We start from the raw sequence: 18,829 nt of genomic DNA, 5'->3' as shown, positions 1-18,829 counted from the left end.
CCTTCACCCCTCTCCGAGTGCGACGAGACGGGCGGCCAGATCGGCGGCGGTGGGAGCGTGCAGCGTGTCCACGACCCGCCCGTCGGCCATCACCAGGGCCTGGTGGGCCTGGGCGGCGGCGGCAGGGTCGTGTGTGACCATGACCACCGTCTGACGCAGCTCGTCGACGAGGTCACGCAGCAGGTTCAGGACCTCGTGGGCACTGCGCAGATCCAGTGCGCCGGTCGGCTCGTCGGCGAACACGACGGCGGGCCGGGCCACCAACGCCCGTACGATCGCGGCCCGTTGCTGCTGCCCGCCGGAGAGTTCGGCGGGCCGGTGCGTCAGCCGGTCGGCAAGACCGACGCGCTCGATCAGCGTCCGCAGCCACTCCCGATCCGGGGCCCGGCCCGCGAGGCGCAGCGGCAGCGTGATGTTGTCGGCGACGCTGAGCGAGGGCACCAGGTTGTACGACTGGAACACGAAGCCGATGCGCTCGCGGCGCAGTTCGGTCCGGCGGGTCTCGTTCAGGCCCGCGATCTCGTGCCCGTCGATACGGACGCTGCCCGCGGTCGGGGCGTCCAGACCCGCCGCACAGTGCATCAGCGTGCTCTTGCCGGACCCCGAAGGACCCATCACGGCAAGGAAGGTGCCGCGTTCGACAGTCAAGGACACGTCGTCGAGGGCGCGTACGCCTCCGGGATACGTCTTGCCGAGGTGCGCCAGCGCGATGGCGGGGGTGTGGTCCGGGGCCGCCGAGGAGGCCTCGACTCCCTTGAGGAGCCTGCTCATCGACGACCCCGCAGGCCCTGAACGACCAGAGCGGTCAGGCAGACGGCGGTGACGGCGCCGCAGGCGAGGTGCAGAGCCGTGCTAGCGGCGTACGAGGCCACCATGTTGCCGATCACGCTGATCACCAGCACCACCCAGAGGAGGGTGCGCGCGACTCCGGACCCGGTGACGACGGGGAGCGGCTCGCCGACGGGGAGCGGCTTGCCGACGGGGAGCGGCTTGCCGATGGTCTCGGCGTTGGGGTCGACGTACGTCTTGGGGCCGGTGGTGAGGCGGTGGGGGTCGGTCATTTCGGGCTCCTGTTCCTGGTTGCCGGGGAGGCCTGCGGAAGGTTCCGCTGTCGGTCACCGACGCTATGAACCGCGACCCCTACCGGCCGAGCCCGCCTGCCGCCCGGTTCGAGGTACAGCAGGCTGTACTTCTCGCCTCTTGAGCTGACGGCCAACTGATCGGCGCCTTAGGGTCGTTGCCCGAGGAGGAGTCCATGTCGAGCCAGCAGTACGCATCTGACGGCGCCCCAAAAACCCGTATCCGGGACATCGTTGTCCGGTCGGTCGGCGCCGCCCTCGTCGCGCTCGAAAAGCTCGCCGGCGGATTCGGTACCGCCGTGCTGGCGCTGATCGTCCTCCTTCTGGTGACCGTCACCGCCGTGGCCTCCCTGGTGGGAGTGGGACTGCTGACGGCGCCCTTCGCATTGCGCGCCCTGCACGCCGCCGCCGACCGCGAACGCGACCGGCTCACCCGATGGGGCCCGGAGCTGATCGGTCCGGGCCCCGCACCGACCCGGCTGCGCGCGGCCCTTGCCGACCCCACCACCCGGCGGGAGCTGAGCTGGCTGGCCACGCACGCGACGCTGGGGCTGCTGCTGGGCCTGCTCGGCGTCCTGCTGCCGATCGTCGCGGTCCGCGACACCGCGTTCCCGCTGCTGTGGCCGTTCGTACCCGAGGACGCGACCAGCACGTCCATCGGGATCGGGACCGCGCACACTTGGCTGGACGCCCTCGCCGTGGCGCCGCTGGGCCTGGCCTGGATCGCCATCATCGTGGGGCTCGGGCCGGGCATGGCGCGGTTGCAGGCGCGGCCGGGACGCCGGCTGCTGTCGGCAGGACCCGACGCGGACCTGTCCCTGCGGGTCGCTGAGCTGACCGCCACCCGGGCCGCCGCTCTCGACGCCCACGCGACCGAACTGCGCCGTATCGAGCGCTCGTTGCACGACGGCACCCAGAACCGGATCGTCAACGTCACCGTCCTGCTCGGCGCCGCCCGCCGCATGGTGGCCCGCGATCCGGCGGGCGCCGACGAACTCCTCGAACGCGCGCAGAGCGCCGCCGAGGGGGCGCTGGCCGAACTGCGTTCGGTGTCCCGGAGCATCCTGCCGCCGGTGCTGGACGACCGCGGACTCGAAGGCGCGCTGGCCGGTCTGGCCGCGGACTGCCCGGTGCCCTGCCGCGTCGACGTCGAGGCAACCGCGAGGTGCGCGGCATCCGTCGAGGCGACCGCCTACTTCATCGTGGCCGAAGCCCTGACCAACATCGCCAAACACAGCCAGGCCCAGCACGCCACCGTCACCGTCCGCAGCCACGACGGCCGACTGCTCCTGCAGATCAAGGACGACGGCCGGGGCGGCGCGGACGAAGCCGGCGGCTCGGGCCTGACCGGCATGCGTCGCCGCATGGCGGCCCACGACGGCACCCTCATCCTCACCAGCCCGCCCGGCGGGCCCACAACCCTCGAGGTGGACCTCCCATGCGGATCGTGATCGCCGAGGACGACCCCCTGCTGCGCGAAGGGCTCGCACTGCTGCTGCGGGCCGAGTCGCTCGACGTGGTGGCCACCGCCGGTACGGCCGACGGGATCCTCGACGCCATCGACGTACACAAGCCCGATGTCGCCATCCTCGATGTACGGATGCCCCCGACCCACACCGACGAGGGCATCGTCGCGGCGGTCGAGGCCAGACGCCGCCGGCCGGACCTGGCCGTGCTCGTGCTGTCCGCGTACGTCGAGCAGAGCTTCGCCACGGAGCTGCTCACCGGCGGCGTCACCGGCCTCGGTTACCTGCTCAAGGAGCGGGTCGGGCGGGTCGAGGAGTTCCTGGACGCCCTGCGGCGGGTGGCGGACGGAGGCACCGCCATCGACCCCGAGGTCGTCGCGCAGCTCTTCACCCGCAGCCGCCACGACTCCCGCCTTGAACGCCTCAGCCCGCGCGAGCGCGACGTACTCGCCCTGATGGCGGAGGGCCTCGGCAACTCCGCCATCGCCGAACGCCTCGTCGTCACGGACGGCGCCGTGCACAAGCACATCCGCAGCATCTTCGCCAAGCTCGACCTGTCCCCCACCGACCAGGTGGACAGGCGCGTCGCCGCGGTCCTCCACTACCTCGAGGACGTACGCCGCCGTGCCTGACCGACCGCTTTCCGGCTAGGCGGGAACGGCTACGCCGTTGAACGTCGTCTCGGGCGTCTGAGGGCTGGTGAACCGGGCGTTGACGAGATACAGCCGGTCCCCCCAGCGAGCGGCCGTGGTCGGCACGTCGAACCGGGTATCGGTGATCGTCCGCTTCAGCGTGGCCGTGGTGACCTTCGCGTCGAGGTCCCAGACGCTGATCAGGTTCAGCCGGTTCTGCACGACGTACAAGGTGCGGCCTATTCGGAGCAGACCGTCGCCGCCTGCGACATCGGCCTGTCCCTTCAGCGCGATCTTCTTCGCCTCACCGGTCTTGACGTTCACGTGGTAGAGCTCGCCCGGCGTGCTCTTGACGACGATCAGGCCGCGGCCGTCCGGGGTGTCGACGATGCCGTTGGCGTTGAACGCGTCGGGCGTCTGCGTCCACTCACCGCCGAGCGGCAGGCTGTGTACTTCGCCGCTGCGGCCACGAGGTACGCCGTACAGCACGGCGTCGCTCGAGTCGGTGAACCAGGCGCGGTCGCCGAGCAGGATGACGTCGTTGATGAACGGGGCGGCGTTGTCGGTCAGTTGGTACGTGGCCTTCAGCTTGCCGCTGCGGGAGTCGACGATGCGCGCGGTGCCGCCGGCGCCTCCTGCGAGGTAGAGCAGACCGTCGTGGTCCAGCTTCAGCCCGATGGACGCCGTGCCGGTGGCTCCCTCGAAGAGGACGCCGCCCTTGCCGGTGCGCAGGTCGGTGCGGTAGACAGCGCCGTTCGCGCGGGAGCCCATGTAGGCGTACGGCTTTCTGCCGATGGTGATGCCCTCGGGCAGCCAGCCGTTCGGGAGCGGGAACTCGGTCGGCCAAGCACTCTTTACGGTTCCGGCGGCGGCACTGGCCGTGCCGGCACCGGCGGCCAGCGTGAGTGCGGCGGCGGCCCCGCCGAGAACGGTGCGCCGGGACGGCCGGGCTTGGTTCGGGGACATGGTTCCGGGCCTCCATGAAGGTGGGGGTGAAACTCTGCGAACTCGGCAACTCAGCGAACTGGTTGTGCACTTGGGGACGTCGAGAACCAGACCGAGCCCAGCTCCCGAACCCTGTCCGCTCGAACGCCCCACCCCACACGAGAGTTCCCCTGTGAACCGCCTGTGGCCCCGCTGCGCCAAGGGGCAGCCGGGCCGCGACCCACCTCTCATTGACAGGTGACGCACGTCACATTCGCCCCTGTCATACGAAGCGCCCTCCCCCGTCGTGTCCCCTGCGCAAGGCACACACGGTCAATTGACCGACGACCAACGGGGAGAAGCACATGAAGGTACGTAGCGCACTTGCCGGGGCGGCAGCCGCCGCGGCGCTCGTGGCGGGTTCCGTCGCCGCGGCCGGACCCGCGACGGCGGCCGACACGGGCGCACAGGCCACCTACACCGTCTGGGCGACGGACGTGAACGTCCGCGACAACCCGAACGACGTCGCCACCTGCGACAACAACCCGTCGACCGCGAACTGCCCGCGCGTCGTCGGGCAGTTGCAGCCGAACCAGCCCTTCGAGGCGGTCTGCCAGAACCAGGGTCAGGTCGTCGGCGGCAACGAGTGGTGGGTACTCGTCGAGCGCGGCGGCATGCTCGGCTGGATGGCGAGCTACTACGTCGACCACCCGGCCGACAAGCTGCCGGACGTTCCGGAATGCGGCATGTGAGCGAAACGCCTAGGGGAGAAGCGGGATCCGTCACGGGTCCCGCTTTTCTCATGCAGTTCCGCGACAAGCACCGCCGACCACCGCCGACCACCGCCGACCCAAATCTTCACCAAGCACCCCCACACCGAGCAGGCTTAACTTGCTTAACTAAATCAACGTACTTACATTTTATTTCGTCGCGCATACCCGACCGCCCACCCGGAGGCCCGACCATGTCCCACGCACAACCTCGCACCGCCACCACCGGGGCGGCAGCCCCACCGCGGCCGAACGTCGTGGTCGCGGTGCTGGCCTTCGGCGGGATCGTGGTCTCGCTGATGCAGACCCTCGTCATCCCGATCGTTCCGGAGCTGCCCACCCTGCTGAACGCCCCGGCGTCCGACACCGCCTGGGCCGTCACCGCCACCCTGCTCGCCGCCGCCGTCGCGACGCCGATGATGGGGCGGCTCGGCGACATGTACGGCAAGCGCCGGATGCTGCTGGTCAGCCTGGTCATGCTGGTGGCCGGGTCGATCACGGCCGCGCTCAGCGACTCCCTGGGCCCGATGATCGTCGGGCGTGCGCTCCAGGGTCTGGCCTCCGGTGTCATCCCGCTCGGCATCAGCATCATGCGCGACGAACTGCCCGCCGAACGGCTCGGCTCCGCCACCGCGCTGATGAGCGCATCGCTCGGCGTCGGCGGTGCCCTCGGTCTGCCCGCCGCCGCGCTCATCGCCGACAACTTCGACTGGCACGTGCTGTTCTGGGCCTCGGCCGGCATGGGCGCCGTCGCCCTGCTGCTCGTACCTGCCCTCGTACCGGAATCGCAGGTGCGCACCGGAGGACGGTTCGACCTGATCGGCGCGATCGGGATGGCGGCGGGGCTGGTGTGCCTGTTGCTGGCGATCTCCAAGGGCGGGGACTGGGGCTGGGACAGCCGCACCACCCTCGGCCTGTTCGGTGCGTCCGTCGTGATCCTGCTGGTGTGGGGCCTGTTCGAGCTGCGCACCAAGGAACCGCTGGTCGACCTGCGGACCACCGCGCGCCGTCAGGTGCTGTTCACCAACCTCGCCTCGATAGCCGTCGGCTTCGCGATGTTCGCGATGTCCCTCGTCATTCCGCAGCTCCTGCAGTTGCCTGAGGCGACCGGATACGGTCTGGGCCAGTCGCTGCTCGCCGCCGGTCTGGTCATGGCGCCGTCCGGTCTGGTGATGATGGCGCTGGCCCCGGTCTCCGCGGCCGTCTCCAAGGCCAAGGGCCCGAAGGTGACGCTGATGATCGGCTCCCTGATCGTGGCCGGCGGCTACGGACTGAACATCGTGCTGATGGACGAGGTCTGGCACTTCATCCTCGTGTCCTGCGTCATCGGCGCCGGTATCGGCTTCACGTACGGTTCGATGCCCGCGCTGATCATGAGCGCCGTTCCCGCGTCCGAGACGGGCGCCGCGAACAGCCTCAACACCCTGATGCGATCCATCGGCACGTCGGTCGCCAGCGCGGTCGCCGGGGTCATTTTGGCGCAGATGACCACCACCTTCGGCTCCACCGCCCTCCCCTCCGAGGACGGCTTCAAGGCGGTCCTTGCCATCGGGGTCGGGGCGGCTCTTCTCGCCTTCGTCGTCGCCTCGTTCATTCCGCGGCGGCAGCCGCTGGCGGACGGGATGTCCGGGACACCAGCCGGGGACGGGGACACGGACGACGCCGCCGCACCGGCCATCCCCGCTACCGCAGACGCAGGCGCAGGCGCGTCGAGCTCGTCGGTCACCCTTCCGCGGCCCCGCCTGCCCCTGGACGCGAGGAAACCGGACGACGACGGAGCGAGCGGTGTCCCCGTCCGTGGCCACGTCCGCGGGGCGGAGAGCGCGCCCGTGTCCGGTGCCGCGGTGACGCTGATCTCCCTCGAGGGCCGGCAGCTCGGCCGGGCGGTCGCGCAGGGCGACGGCTCGTACGGTGTGCAGGCGCCGGGCGCCGGTTCGTACGTCCTGATCGCCGCGGCCGACGGCTACCAGCCGCAAGCCTCGACCGTCGTCGTAGGGGATGCCCCCGTGACGTACGACGTCCTGCTGAGCGGCACCAGCGGGCTGGCCGGGGTGGTGCGGTCGGCGGACAGCGGGGTGCGGGTCGCCGGGGCCGTGGTCATCGTGACCGATGTCCGCGGGGATGTGCTGGCCAGTGGGGAGACGGACGCCATGGGCGAGTTCACCGTCTCGGACCTGGTGCCGGGGACGGTGACCCTCGCGGTCAACTCGGCCAAGCACCGGCCGCTGGCCCTGCCCGTCGAGATCGGCGCCGGGGTCACGGGGGTCGAGGTCGAGCTGCACCCCGGTGCGCATGTACGGGGCACGGTGCTCGGCGCGGGTGCTCCGCTGAGCGACGCGCAGGTCACGCTGATGGACGCCGCGGGCAACGTGGTCGCCACGACGACGACCGGCGTGGATGGGGCGTACGCCTTCTCCGACCTGGACAGCGGCGCCTACACGGTCATGGCGACCGGCTACCCGCCGAAGGCCACCACGGTCACCGTCTCCGGCGGCGGTGTGGACGGCCATGACATCGAACTCGCCCACGGAGGCGCGTAGTTCGGCCGGGCCCTACGGCAAGACGGTACGCACGGAAGAGACGACCGGAAGAGAAGAGGGACGCGAATGGCACTCAGCGCACGGATACGCACCCGGGACGGCTGGGCCGTGCCGCACGCGGTGGTCACGGTGACCGACATGACCGGCACGCAGATCCTGCGCGCCGAGGCGGACGCCGAGGGTGCCGTCAGGGACGACGCGCATCTCGAGCCGGGCTCGTACACGGCGATCGTCACCGCGGTGGGGTACGCGCCCGCCGCCTCGACCGCGCTCGTCACGGCGAGCGGTCGTGCGGAGCTCGGCCAGGTCGTCCTCGGCCGGCAGGCGGGCGTCGAGCTGCCGCCGCCGGGTCCGTGGACGATCGACCCGGCCCACTCCTCGGTGGAGGCGGTGGCCCAGCATCTGGGCCTTTCCAGCGTGCACGGCCGTTTCACCGACTTCGGCGGGCGTATCGAGATCGGGGAGGACGCCGGCAAGTCCCGGGTCGAGGCGTCCATCCGCGCCGCCTCTGTCGACACCGGCAACGGCACGCGCGACGACCACCTCAGGTCACCGGACTTCCTGGACGCCGAACGGTGCCCGGAGATCACGTACCACTCGACCGGCCTGAGCCCCGCAGGACCGGACCGCTGGACCGTCCACGGCGACCTCACCCTGCACGGCGTCGTACGCCCCGTCGACCTGGACCTCGCCTACCTGGGCACGGGCCCCGACGCGTGGGGCGGGGTGCGAGCGGCGTTCCGCGCGACGACGGAGCTGCGCCGCGAGGACTTCGAGATGAACTACAACCAGGTCGTACGGGCGGGCATCGCGGCGGTCGGCGCGACGCTGAAGGTGTCACTGGACGTGCAGGCCGTGCAGGGGGAGAGGCTGCCGCAGATGTGACGGCCGCCGACGCCAGGACCGCTCCTCACACGGGCATGACCTGCACGTCGTACTGCGGGATCCACTTGTCCCGCGTCACCAGGGTCATCCCTTCGGTCTGCGCCTGAGCGACCAGTATCCGATCGAAGGGGTCGCGGTGATGCGCCGGAAGCCTGCTTGCCCGCACCCCATGCCCGGCGGTGATGGGCAGGCCGGTGAACTGGCTGTCGCGTACCCGCTCGGCCAGGTCTTCCGGACCTTCCAGTTTGCCGAGGGACTGCTTGATGGCGATCTCCCACGGTGATACGGCACTGACGTACACGGCGGGTTCGGTGTCGAGCAGATCCTTGATCTCGCCGGACAGCTCAGCAGAGTCGTCCAGCCACCAGAGGACCACATGGGTGTCGAGCAGCAGTCGCATCAGCGCGTCCCGAAGGCGTCGGCAATGTCGTCGGGCAGTTCATCGAAGTCGTCGGGGATGTGGATCTGCCCCCGAAGCGAGCCCCGGCCGGTCCGCTTCACCTTGGGGCGCAGCGGCACCAGCTTGGCCACCGGCTCGCCCGCCTTGCTGATCACGATCTCCTCACCGGTCGCGACCTGCTCCAGGATCCGTGAGAAGTGCGTCTTTGCTTCGTGAACGTTGTATTGACGTGCTGCTTCCATGGCCGCCTCTCAATACGATCACGAAGTGGACTAAGCACCGGACTAAGAGTAGCTCACCGTGCGACCGGGGCGGTGGTCGCGGCGATGCGCAGGGCCTCCACCAGTTCGCGATACAGGGTGTCCGTCGTCAGCAGGTCCTCGTGGGTGCCGCGAGTGCGGATGCGGCCCGCCTCCATCACCACGATGGTGTCCGCGTCGCTCACGGTCGACAGCCGGTGGGCGATCGTGACCACGGCACCGGTGCCGGCGCGCGAGCGGATGCAGTCGTGGACGGCGGCTTCGGTCAGCCCGTCGAGCTGGGCGGTCGCCTCGTCCAGGAGCAGCACGTCGGGGGTGCGCAGCAGGGCGCGGGCCAGTGCGATGCGCTGGCGTTCCCCGCCCGAGACGGTCGTGGACGACAGGGGTGTGTCGAGACCCTCGTCGAGCGTGTCGATCTTCTCGGTCAGCCGGACGTCGTTCAGGACACGGCGGAGTTCCTCGTCCGTCGCGTCCGGGCGGGAGAGCAGCAGGTTGTCGCGGATGGTCCCGGGGACGATCGGGGTGTCCTGCTCCACGTACGCAAGTCGCGCCCTGATGTCGTCGTGGGGGTGGTCGCGGTACGGGCGGCCGTCCAGGAGCAGTTCGCCGCCCGTCGGCTCCAGGAAGCGCAGGATGAGGGAGAAGAGGGTCGTCTTGCCCGCTCCCGAGGGGCCGACGATCGCGGTGTGCCCGTACCGGGGGACGGCCAGGTCGATGCCCCGTACGGCAGGCTCGGCGTCGGGGCCGTAGGCCGCGCTGACCTGCCTCAGTTCAAGTACGGGGATGTCGTCGCGGGAGCCTGCGCCCGGTGTGGGACGTGTTGAGGGCGCCGGGCGGGCGATGTCGGCGATCCGCGGATCCTCGGGCTGCGGACCGCCGGACCGCAGATCCCCGAGCCTCTGGCTGTCGGACCGCAGATCCTCGGTCTGCAGGTCGTCCGTCTGTCGGATGCGTTCCGCGGCGGCGATGCCGGCCTGAAGCGAGGTGAGGTTCTGGCTGAGCTCGGTGATGGGTTCCATGAGGCCGAACGCGTACAGCAGGAAGGCGATCAGGCTCGACACCTCCAGGTGCCCCTCGCCGACCCGCCAGGCGCCCACTCCCAGGATCGCGATGATCGCCAGCTGGATGCCGGACCACGCGATCGTCCAGGCCAGCGCCTCGCGGCGGACCGCCTGTACGCCGTACTCGGCCGAGGAGCGCGCGTCGGCCACGATCCGCTCGGCCACACGGTCCTCGGCGCGGCTCACCTTCACCGTCCGGATGGCCCGCAGCGTGCCCTCAAGTACGCCTCCGAGCCGACCGATGTGCTCCTGGGCCCGCTGCTGCGCCGTGGCGATCCCGGGCATCAGGATCGCGAAGAGCACGCCGATCACTGCCACCGCCGCCAGGGTGGTACCGAGCAGTACAGGGTCGAGTACGCCCATCAGGACCAGGGTCCCCGCCAGCATGATCGTGCCGTTGATCAGGCCGATCAGCGCGCCGGTGGCGGCCTCGCGCAGGAGGACCGTGTCGGAGGTGACGCGGGTGACCAGCTCGCCGGTCGGGCGCCGGGTGACGGCGGGCACGGTGGCCCGCAGGAATCGCCGCACCATCGACTCGCGGGCCTCCAGCACCACGCGCTCTCCCAGCGCGCCGAGCATGGACCACTGCCAGAACCCGACGGCTCCACCGAGCAGGAGCAGCACCAGCAGGGCGACGACGGGGCCGGTCAGCGATGCCGGCTCGCCCAGCGCGTCGAGCACCCACTTGGTGACCATCGGCGTGGCCAGTCCCAGTGCCGAACCCACCAGGGCCAGGAGGAGTCCTCGCACGAGCGCGGCTCGGTGCGGCCGGGCGAACGACCACAGGATCCGCAGCCGTGGCACGGCCGAGTCTCGCTGAGTGTCTTTGGGAACAGTCATGACACCGAGTGGAACATCGATGTTCCACTAAGGGCAAGCGAGTTTCAGTCCGGAATGGGGCGCTACCGTATGGGCATGAGTGATGACCGCACCGCGGTGACCGAGAGCGGGACGCGCGCGCGAACACGGCGCGCCATCCTCGACGCCGCCGTCTCGCTCCTGTCCACCGACCAGGGCGCGTCGCTCGCCGATGTCGCGGCGGCCGCCGGTGTGGGGCGCACCACCGTTCACCGCTACTTCCCCGAGCGGTCGGACCTGCTGGCGGCCATCGGCGCGGACGTCCTCGACAGTGTCGCGGTGGCGACCGAGCGGGCCCGGCTCGACGACGGCCCGCCCCTCAAGGCCCTGGAGCGGCTCTGCCAGGAGTTCTTCGAACTCGGCGACCGCCTCATGCTGCTGTTCGACATGCCGCAGTTCAGGAACTGGTCCGGCTGGGAGGAGGAGACCCCCGCCGACCAGGCACTCCTGCGCCTGATCCGCCGCGGCCAGGCGGACGGCACCCTCGACCCCGAACCTGACGCCTACTGGATCCAGAACGTCCTGTGGGCCCTGCTCTACACAGCCTGGGAACAGGCCCGCGACTACGAAACCCCCAAGCACACGGCCCTGACGCTGTGCCTGCACACACTCCGCAAGGCCGTAGCCCCGTAAGAACCAGGGCCAGGACCGTACGAGATCACCGGCTGGCCAGTTGGCCGCAGGCACCGGCGGCGTACAGCCACGCGGACACCGAGCACGTGTCCGCGATCGTGGAGGTACCTCTCGCCTGCCCCCTCCTGCCCGTCACGCCGCCGCGCGGGCGAAGCGGAGGGTCGTGGTGATGGTGGTCAGGCCGCGCATCATGCCCATCTGGTTCCAGGAGATGCCGAACTCGGTGCGGTCGACGGTCAGTTCCGCGGCCAGGGTGACCGCGTCGGCTGTCGAGTCGGTGACGCGGGCGGTGAAGGACTGCGGGCGGCTGACGCCGCGTACGGTCAGCTGGCCGGAGACCTCGACCGTGTCGTCCGTACGCGGGAGGCAGCTGCGTACCGCGAAGGTGATGGCGGGGTGCCGGTCCACGTCGAAGAAATCGGCGGAGCGCAGATGCGTGTCGCGCTTGGTGTGCTTGGTGTCCAGGGAGGCGGCGTCGACAGTCACCGTGCCACTGGCGGAGCCGTCGGGGCGGACCTCGCCCTCGCCTGTGATCCCCGCGAAGGTGCCGTTCACGGTGACCATGCCCCACATCGTCTTCTGCCGGACAGCGACGGTGGAACGGGCGGGGTCGAGCTGCCAGAGACCGGTTTCGACTGCGACGGACATGAGGTTTCTCCTGACGGGGGCGTGCATGGCTGGGCCGTTGAATGCGGTTATCCAAAATTGGACAGTCACAAGCTAGCGCGTCATCCAAAATTGGACAACCGGTAGGATGGAGCATCATGGCCGACTCCACCGCACCCACCGACCTGCCCGAGCGCGATCCCTCGGAGGAGCGCGATCCCTCGGGCGAGAGCGGGCTGCTGCCGGCGGAGCTCCGCGCCTGGATGCATCTGCTGGCCGCGGCCGGCACGGTCGAGCAGCAGTTGCGCTCCCGGGTCAAGGACGCCCTCGGGATCTCGCACGACGAGTTCCTCATCGTGTGCCTGCTGGCCGACCAGCCCGGAGGCGGGCTGCGGATGACCCGCATCGCCGAACTTCTGGGCCGCCCCAAGACGCGGCTGACATATCAGGTCGCCTGCCTCCAGCACGCCGGACTCATCACAAAAGGGTCGGTCTGCGGCGACAGGCGCGGCATCGAAGTGACCCTCACGGAGAAGGCACGCCGGCTTCTGAAAGACACCTCGCCCCCTCTCGCGCACGCCATCACCGACGCCGTCACCCGCGCCCTCGGCTCCGAGCAACACGCGGCCCTGTGCGGCCTGCTGCCGGGCATCGCGGACGCCGACCGGCAGCCGGACGAGTCGCCGGACAGGAGCGCCCCGTGACCGGCCACCCCGCACCACTCCCGCTCACCGGCGTCACCGTCGTGAGCGTCGAGCAGGCCGTGGCCGCCCCCTTCGCCACGCGCCAGCTGGCCGATCTCGGGGCGCGGGTCATCAAGGTGGAGCGGCCGGGGGAGGGGGACTTCGCCCGGCGGTACGACACCACGGTCGACGGAGAATCCAGCTACTTCGTGTGGCTCAACCGCTCCAAGGAATCCCTCACCCTCGACCTGAAGTCGGCACAGGGGCGGGAGGTCCTGGAGCAACTGCTCGGCGGGGCCGATGTGTTCGTACAGAATCTCGCCCCGGGTGCGGCCGCCAGGCTGGGATTCGGCGCGGAAGACCTGGCCGAACGGCACTCCTCCCTCATCCCCTGCTCCATCACCGGTTACGGGAGCAGCGGGCCGTGGGCGGACCGAAAGGCCTACGACCTGCTCGTGCAGTGCCAGACCGGGCTGGTCTCACTGACCGGGAACGAGCACGGAGCGGCCCGCGCGGGGGTGTCGGTCGCCGATATCGCCGCGGGGATGTACGCGTACTCGGGCATCCTCACCGCCCTTTACACCCGCGCGACCACCGGAGTCGCCCGCGCCGTGGAGGTCTCCCTCTTCGAGGCGCTGGCCGAGTGGATGAGCCAGCCCGCCTACTACACCCGCCACGGCGGAACCCAGCCGCCCCGCATCGGCACCCAGCACGCCACCATCGCGCCGTACGGCGCGTTCACCGCGGCCGACGGCAAGGACGTGCTGTTCTCGATCCAGAACGAGCGCGAGTGGGTCGCGCTGTGCGAACGGTTCCTGGAGCGTCCGGAGCTCGTCGACGACCCGCGTTTCGCGACCGGGTCCGACCGGGTGGCGCACCGCGACGAGATCAACGCGATCGTCGCTGAGCGGTTCAGCCGGTCCGGCAGCCGTGAGGTGGAGAAGCTGCTGGACGCGGCGGGTATCGCGAACGCCGGGGTCAATGATGTCGAGGAGTTCCTCGCCCATCCCGTGCTCGGCGCGCGCGGGCGGTGGCAGGACGTGCGCCTTCCCGGCGGGGGCGCGGTGCCGGCGCTCTTGCCGCCGGTGGACCTGGCCGGCATCCCTGCCCGGATGGACCCGGTCCCCGCGGTCGGGGAGCACACGGAGCGGATCCTGGGCGAACTGGGGCACAGCGCGGCGGACATCGACGTCCTCCGCACTGCCAAGGTCATCTGACCAGCCCCAGTCCGACGAGCCCGGCGGCCCCGCCTGCCCATCCGCCAACGGACGTCAGTCGCAGTAGATGTCCCGCTTCGGCCGCTCCCCCGTGGCCAGGAAGTGGGACACCGTCCGGTCGCCGCACTCGTTGCCATTGGCGAGGTAGGCGTCGTGGCCGGTGGAGTTCACGGTCACCATGGTGGCCCGCTTGCCGAGGGCGCCACGGAGCTTCAGGGCGCCACTCAGCGGAGTGGCGACGTCGCGTTCGTTCTGGACGAGCAGGATGTTGGAGGGGCCGCGGTCGGTGATGCGTACCGGGGGCTCCTTCGGCTCGTACGGCCAGGCGGCGCAGACCATCGCGTTCCTCGGCATCCCGGCGGTCAGCGGGTACTTGGCGCGACTCTTGTCGACTCCCTTCTGGTATACGGCGGTTGACTTCGGCCACGCCACGTCGTTGCACAGGGTCCCGGCCCCGACCGCGGCGACGTTCTGCAGTACGGACTCCGGGGGCGCCGGGGGCGCGGGCGGGACCTTGCCCTTCTGGGCGGCCAGGAGCAGCTGGGCCAGCTCCGGGAAGTCGTCGGGGTCGTAGAGCGCGTCCAGCATGGTCTGGCGCAGGACATTGCCGTTCAGCTCGGCCGGGTTGGCACCGGGCCAGGGAATCGGCTCACGGTCGAGACGGGCAGCGAGCCGCAGGAACAATGGCCGGACCTCCGCCGCCGTGTCGGCCAGCCGGTCCGGGTTGCCGGGCGCCGAAGCCCACTTGGCGAACTCCGGGAAGACGTCCTCGACGCCCTGCTCGTGCCCGGCGAGCCAGGCGCGGGCGACCCGTGTGTGATCGGGATCGTCGTTGCTGTCCAGCACGATGCGGTCGGTACGGTGCGGGAACAGCTGGCTGTAGACAGCACCGACGTACGTCCCGTACGAGACACCCCACGCGGAGAGCTTCCGCTCGCCGAGCGCGGCGCGGATGCGGTCGAGGTCGCGGGCTTCGTTGGCGGTGCTGATGTGGCGCATCATCTCGCCGCCGTTGCGCGCGCAGGCGTCCGAGAGCCGCTGGGCGTTGGTCATGTTCTCGGTGACGGAGCCGTCGGGGGCGGGCCAGGGGCGCAGCTTCGAGACGGCAAGGTCTCCGTGTTCCAGGTCGCAGCTGACCGGGGCGGAACGGCCGACCCCGCGGGGGTCGAACCCGATCAGGTCGTACGTGTCCCGCACGTCCTGCGGCAGCTTCTGCCCCTTGCCGGAAGGGTTGTTGAGGCTGCTGCCGCCGGGCCCGCCGGGGATGAGCAGCAGCGCGCCGCGACGAGCCTCCGGCTTCTCGCTGGGGATACGGGAGATCGCGATGCCGATCTTCTTACCGTCCGGGTGGGCGTAGTCCATCGGCACCGTGACGGTCGCGCACTCCTGCCGGGGGTCGAGGCCGGTGCCCGCGCATTTCGTCCATTCGAGGGAGTCTTCGAGTGCCTTGGGGGAGGCAGAGGTCGAGGCCGACGCCACGGTCAGCGGTGCGGTGATCCCCAGGACGACGGCGGAGGCGGCGATCAAGGCTGCGTTTCGCTTGGTCTTCGTCATGACCACGAGCCTCGCGGCTCGCCTCCGAACGCCCCATCCTGCCAACTGGCCTATGTACAAGGGGGTTTACCCGAGTGGCGAGTGGGGCTTTCCAACGTCTGAGCCGGGACCGTGAGCGATCACGATGAGCGTGCGCCTTGCTTGTTGGGCATACGCTTTTGCCTATGCCGCAAGACGACCATGGCGAACTCGACAGCCTCGTACGCAAACGGATCCGCGCACTGCGCCTGGCACAGGGCTGGTCCCTCGACGAGCTGGCCACCCGCGCCCGGCTCAGCCCGTCCACGCTCAGCCGCATCGAGAACGGTCAGCGCCGCCTCGCGCTGGATCAGCTCGTCACCCTCGCCCGCGCCCTGGACACCTCGCTCGACCAACTCGTCGAGACCGCCGCCGACGATGTCATCTCCAGCCCGATGATCGACGCGACGCACCAGCGGATGCAGTGGCCCATCCGTGCGGACCCGGGCATGACCGTCATACGTCAGCGCATGACAGACCCGCCGCCCGACAGCCCCTCGCGCATGCGCGCCCACCCCGGCCGCGAATGGCTCGTCGTCCTCTCCGGTACCGCCGTCCTGCTCCTTGGCAACCGGCGCTTTCGCGTGGAGACCAACCAGGCCGCCGAGTTCCCGACGATGCTCCCGCACGCCATCGGCGCCGAGGGCGGGCCGTGCGAGGTCCTGGGCATCTTCGACCGTGACGCCCGGCGCGGGCACCAGCGCAGCGAGGGTGCCGAATGACGGGTTTCTTGCGCAGTCGGCAGGCCAAGCGGCCATCGTCTTGCTCTTTCGGGAAGCGGCCGCGTCACGTGGCCGTGATCCTCTTAGCGTCGTCGGCATGACTCATGCATCCCCGCACGCATCGCACGACCACGCAGCGCACGCGACCCATCAGCACGGAGCCCATCAGCACGGAGCCGACCAGCACGGAGCCGACCAGCACGGAGCGGACCAGCACGGAGCGGACCACGACGCCGACGGTCAGGCGGAGATCCTCGATCTGGACGCCGAGGTGCTCGCCGAGCACATCGCCTCCATCACCGCATGGCTGCCCGTCGGAGCCGACCCGCGTCACATCGTGGATCTGGGCTGCGGGACCGGAACCGGCACCTTCGCACTGCTCAAGCGGTTCCCCCATGCCGAGGTGACCGCCGTCGACACGTCGGCCGGCCACCTGCACCGCCTGCTCGAGAAGGCCACGGCAGAAGGCCTGGCCGACCGGGTGAACACCGTCCAGGCCGACCTCGACGCGACCTGGCCCGACCTCGGCACGCCCGAACTGGTCTGGGCATCAGCCTCCATGCACCACATGGCCGATCCCGACCGCGCCCTGCGCCAGGTCCGCAACACGCTTGCGCCGGGCGGGCTGTTCGCCGTCGTCGAACTGGCCGGCTTCCCCAGGTTCCTGCCAGAAAACGCCCCCGAAGAGCGTCCGGGTCTCGAGGAACGCTGCCACGCCGCGCTTGCGCGGCACCACGCCGAACATGTGCCGCACCGGGGCGCCGACTGGGGAGCCAAGCTCACCGCTGCCGGCTTCACCGTCGAGGCCGAACGCACGGTTACCGTGAACCTTGGCCCGCCCCACGCCGACGCGGTTGGCCGCTACGCGCTCAGCAGCTTGCGCCGGCTGCGGAACGGTGCCGCCCAGGCGCTGACGGCCGAGGACCTCGGGGCCCTCGACCGGCTGCTCGACACCGAGGGGCCGCACAGCATCCTGCGGCGCGGCGACCTGACTGTGCGCACGGAGCGCATGGTGTGGGCCGCGACTGCCTCCGGCGGCTGAGCGGGGCGCCTCCGGGGGGTGTGGGTTCGGTTCATCGGCGACTGCCGGTCCGCTGTGGCTGGTCGCGCAGTTCCCCGCGCCCCTGGGTTCGTTGGGGGTCGGGGCCGTGGGCCGGTGCGTCAGCCCGTCGCAGGGTGGGCATACGGCCCTTGCTTGGTACAGGGTGCGGGTTTCCTGAGACAGAACCTACGCGACGGGCATACGACGCACCGGCCCACGTCCCCTCCCGCCGGTGGGAAGCTGCGGGTAGTTGGGGGTACGGGCTTTCCCTGGGCGCCGGGAGTCGCAGGCTTTTGCTTTTCAGGGGCGCGGGGAACTGCGCGACCAGCCACGACGGACCCGCAGCCGCCCAGAAACCGAACCCACCCGCCCCTTAGGCGCCCCCCGCTCAACCGCCGGAGGCAACCGCAGCCGCGCGAACCATCACGCAGTCGAACTCCACAACCCGCCCCGTAGCCGGTTCCCGGGTCACCGGGTACATGCCCGTGATCTCGAAGCCCGCTTCCTCGTACACCGCGACAGCCTCGTGCATTTGCGGGCTGCCCTCGTAGAGCCGGAGGAGGGCGACCTCCGACTGCATGCCGACGAAGTCGTCGATGCGCTTGCCGGCGCCCGCGAAGACCTCCAGGTCGTAGCCCTGGGTGTCCATCTTCAGGTAGGGCCGCGGATCGGTGAGGCCGTCCATCGCCTCGTCCATCACCGCGTCCAGGCGACGGATCTCGATCTCCTCCATACGCGCCTTGGCGAACCGCTTGTAGCGGCCCTTGCCGTACTCGGTGGGCGGGAGAAGGGAGTTCATGGAGTTCCAGTTCGAGTGGATCTCCATGGTGGCTTCTTCACGGCCGAGGCCGCAGTTGTAGACGTGCCAGTCGGGGTCGTTCTCCGCCTTCTTCTGCAGCTTGGCGAAGTGCTCGGCGGTCGGCTCGAAGGAGACGATGCGGCCGGTGTAGCCGTGGCGGCGCAGGCGGCTGCCGTACTGGCCGGCGTTGGCGCCCACGTCGAAGACGCAGTTCACCTGGTACTTGTCCAGCAGCCCGTTCACATGGTGGGCGCACAGGTAATCGGCGGCGGCCAGCTGGAGGACGCGTTCGTCGCCCTTCGCCGCGTCAGGGTCGAACAGTAGGTGCGCCCCGGTCTGCCCGAGCGCGACGTTCTTCCATTTCGCCGTCTTCGGCTTGGCCTTGGACCCCTCCGTGCGACCGCGGGCCACCAGCCACGCGTCCGCGCCCACGGGCGTCACGGCATAACCGCTACTTCGGCGGCCCAGCAGATCCGCCCCCGGCTCCAGTGAGATCGGGGCACGCCCGCGCCGCCGGGAGACCAACGCCTCTCCCGGACCAAGATCGAGTACCTGCACCCCGAGCTTGGGAAGCAGCTTGAGTAGTCGCCTGTAAAGGGTCTGCATCCAGACACCTTTACATGCGAGCAGCCGTTCGTTGAAGCGATCGCATAACTTCCTGTTCAAGTAACTTCCTGTTC

General features: G+C 70.2%; 19 protein-coding genes. 10 read left to right on the top strand and 9 right to left on the bottom strand.

What is annotated here, in order from left to right; genetic code table 11:
* Nucleotides 1-3: 3 nt before the first annotated feature.
* Nucleotides 4-771 (bottom strand): ABC transporter ATP-binding protein, encoded by a 768-nt coding sequence (locus ACGFNK_RS39795; protein ID WP_393424318.1) that lies wholly within the window; start codon nucleotides 769-771, stop codon nucleotides 4-6.
* A complete protein-coding gene (locus ACGFNK_RS39790) occupies nucleotides 768-1,061 on the bottom strand; it encodes a hypothetical protein (protein ID WP_393424315.1) in 294 nt (97 codons plus the stop codon). The genes ACGFNK_RS39795 and ACGFNK_RS39790 overlap by 4 nt, the downstream gene beginning before the upstream one ends.
* Before the next feature lie 194 nt (nucleotides 1,062-1,255).
* Here ACGFNK_RS39790 and ACGFNK_RS39785 point away from each other — a divergent pair, with 194 nt between their 5' ends.
* Together ACGFNK_RS39785 and ACGFNK_RS39780 are read left to right on the top strand one after the other, a co-directional pair.
* Nucleotides 1,256-2,530 carry a sensor histidine kinase gene (locus ACGFNK_RS39785; RefSeq protein WP_393424312.1) on the top strand — a complete coding sequence of 425 codons (1,275 nt, stop codon included), beginning with the start codon at nucleotides 1,256-1,258 and terminating at the stop codon, nucleotides 2,528-2,530.
* Nucleotides 2,518-3,177, top strand: coding sequence for a response regulator (locus ACGFNK_RS39780; protein ID WP_393424309.1), 660 nt, complete (start codon nucleotides 2,518-2,520; stop codon nucleotides 3,175-3,177). Before ACGFNK_RS39785 ends, ACGFNK_RS39780 begins: the two co-directional genes overlap by 13 nt.
* A 15-nt stretch (nucleotides 3,178-3,192) precedes the next feature.
* Here ACGFNK_RS39780 and ACGFNK_RS39775 read toward each other — a convergent pair whose 3' ends face one another.
* Nucleotides 3,193-4,143: an SMP-30/gluconolactonase/LRE family protein gene (locus ACGFNK_RS39775; protein WP_393424306.1), complete on the bottom strand. Its 951-nt coding sequence runs from the start codon at nucleotides 4,141-4,143 to the stop codon at nucleotides 3,193-3,195.
* Nucleotides 4,144-4,466: 323 nt separating this feature from the next.
* Here ACGFNK_RS39775 and ACGFNK_RS39770 point away from each other — a divergent pair, with 323 nt between their 5' ends.
* From ACGFNK_RS39770 to ACGFNK_RS39760, 3 genes are all read left to right on the top strand, one after another.
* On the top strand, nucleotides 4,467-4,853 hold the full coding sequence (locus ACGFNK_RS39770) for a hypothetical protein (RefSeq protein ID WP_393424303.1): 387 nt from the start codon (nucleotides 4,467-4,469) through the stop codon (nucleotides 4,851-4,853).
* Nucleotides 4,854-5,065: 212 nt separating this feature from the next.
* Entirely contained in the window at nucleotides 5,066-7,411 is a 2,346-nt protein-coding gene (locus ACGFNK_RS39765) for an MFS transporter (RefSeq protein WP_393424300.1), read from the top strand.
* Nucleotides 7,412-7,477: 66 nt separating this feature from the next.
* On the top strand, nucleotides 7,478-8,296 hold the full coding sequence (locus ACGFNK_RS39760) for a YceI family protein (protein ID WP_386342424.1): 819 nt from the start codon (nucleotides 7,478-7,480) through the stop codon (nucleotides 8,294-8,296).
* A 25-nt stretch (nucleotides 8,297-8,321) separates the two neighbouring features.
* Here the strand turns inward: ACGFNK_RS39760 and ACGFNK_RS39755 are convergent, their stop codons facing one another.
* From ACGFNK_RS39755 to ACGFNK_RS39745, 3 genes are read right to left on the bottom strand one after another with little or no spacing between them, the layout of a single operon-like run.
* Nucleotides 8,322-8,696 (bottom strand): type II toxin-antitoxin system VapC family toxin, encoded by a 375-nt coding sequence (locus tag ACGFNK_RS39755; protein WP_393424297.1) that lies wholly within the window; start codon nucleotides 8,694-8,696, stop codon nucleotides 8,322-8,324.
* Nucleotides 8,696-8,938: a type II toxin-antitoxin system Phd/YefM family antitoxin gene (locus tag ACGFNK_RS39750; RefSeq protein ID WP_393424294.1), complete on the bottom strand. Its 243-nt coding sequence runs from the start codon at nucleotides 8,936-8,938 to the stop codon at nucleotides 8,696-8,698. The genes ACGFNK_RS39755 and ACGFNK_RS39750 overlap by 1 nt, the downstream gene beginning before the upstream one ends.
* 53 nt (nucleotides 8,939-8,991) lie before the next feature.
* Nucleotides 8,992-10,857, bottom strand: coding sequence for an ABC transporter ATP-binding protein (locus tag ACGFNK_RS39745; protein WP_393424291.1), 1,866 nt, complete (start codon nucleotides 10,855-10,857; stop codon nucleotides 8,992-8,994).
* Nucleotides 10,858-10,932: 75 nt separating this feature from the next.
* Between ACGFNK_RS39745 and ACGFNK_RS39740 the strand changes: the two genes are divergently transcribed.
* Nucleotides 10,933-11,508, top strand: a complete 576-nt coding sequence (locus ACGFNK_RS39740) for a TetR/AcrR family transcriptional regulator (RefSeq protein ID WP_393424288.1) — start codon at nucleotides 10,933-10,935, stop codon at nucleotides 11,506-11,508.
* 132 nt (nucleotides 11,509-11,640) lie between these two features.
* On the opposite strand, the gene ACGFNK_RS39735 is transcribed toward ACGFNK_RS39740, so the two are convergent.
* Nucleotides 11,641-12,156 (bottom strand): YceI family protein, encoded by a 516-nt coding sequence (locus ACGFNK_RS39735; protein WP_393424285.1) that lies wholly within the window; start codon nucleotides 12,154-12,156, stop codon nucleotides 11,641-11,643.
* 116 nt (nucleotides 12,157-12,272) lie between these two features.
* On the opposite strand from ACGFNK_RS39735, the gene ACGFNK_RS39730 reads away from it, so the two are divergent.
* Complete coding sequence (locus tag ACGFNK_RS39730; RefSeq protein ID WP_393424282.1) at nucleotides 12,273-12,818, top strand: MarR family winged helix-turn-helix transcriptional regulator; 546 nt, start codon at nucleotides 12,273-12,275, stop codon at nucleotides 12,816-12,818.
* Nucleotides 12,815-14,014: a CaiB/BaiF CoA transferase family protein gene (locus ACGFNK_RS39725; RefSeq protein WP_393424279.1), complete on the top strand. Its 1,200-nt coding sequence runs from the start codon at nucleotides 12,815-12,817 to the stop codon at nucleotides 14,012-14,014. Before ACGFNK_RS39730 ends, ACGFNK_RS39725 begins: the two co-directional genes overlap by 4 nt.
* A gap of 54 nt (nucleotides 14,015-14,068) precedes the next feature.
* Here ACGFNK_RS39725 and ACGFNK_RS39720 read toward each other — a convergent pair whose 3' ends face one another.
* Complete coding sequence (locus ACGFNK_RS39720) at nucleotides 14,069-15,568, bottom strand: alpha/beta hydrolase (protein ID WP_393424276.1); 1,500 nt, start codon at nucleotides 15,566-15,568, stop codon at nucleotides 14,069-14,071.
* Between the two features lie 164 nt (nucleotides 15,569-15,732).
* Between ACGFNK_RS39720 and ACGFNK_RS39715 the strand changes: the two genes are divergently transcribed.
* The gene (locus tag ACGFNK_RS39715) at nucleotides 15,733-16,308 is read left to right on the top strand and encodes a helix-turn-helix domain-containing protein (protein ID WP_393424273.1); all 576 of its coding nucleotides are present in this window, start codon (nucleotides 15,733-15,735) and stop codon (nucleotides 16,306-16,308) included.
* Nucleotides 16,309-16,405: 97 nt separating this feature from the next.
* Nucleotides 16,406-17,350 carry a class I SAM-dependent methyltransferase gene (locus ACGFNK_RS39710; protein ID WP_393424270.1) on the top strand — a complete coding sequence of 315 codons (945 nt, stop codon included), beginning with the start codon at nucleotides 16,406-16,408 and terminating at the stop codon, nucleotides 17,348-17,350.
* Nucleotides 17,351-17,738: 388 nt separating this feature from the next.
* On the opposite strand, the gene ACGFNK_RS39705 is transcribed toward ACGFNK_RS39710, so the two are convergent.
* Nucleotides 17,739-18,755, bottom strand: a complete 1,017-nt coding sequence (locus ACGFNK_RS39705) for an FkbM family methyltransferase (protein WP_393424267.1) — start codon at nucleotides 18,753-18,755, stop codon at nucleotides 17,739-17,741.
* Nucleotides 18,756-18,829 lie beyond the last annotated feature (74 nt).

The organism is Streptomyces sp. NPDC048825 (genome assembly GCF_043198355.1).
GTDB classification, from domain to species: Bacteria; Actinomycetota; Actinomycetes; order Streptomycetales; family Streptomycetaceae; genus Streptomyces; species Streptomyces xiangluensis.
The sequence above is the reverse complement of the archived record's forward strand: the minus strand, read 5'-3'. Positions and strand labels throughout refer to the sequence as shown.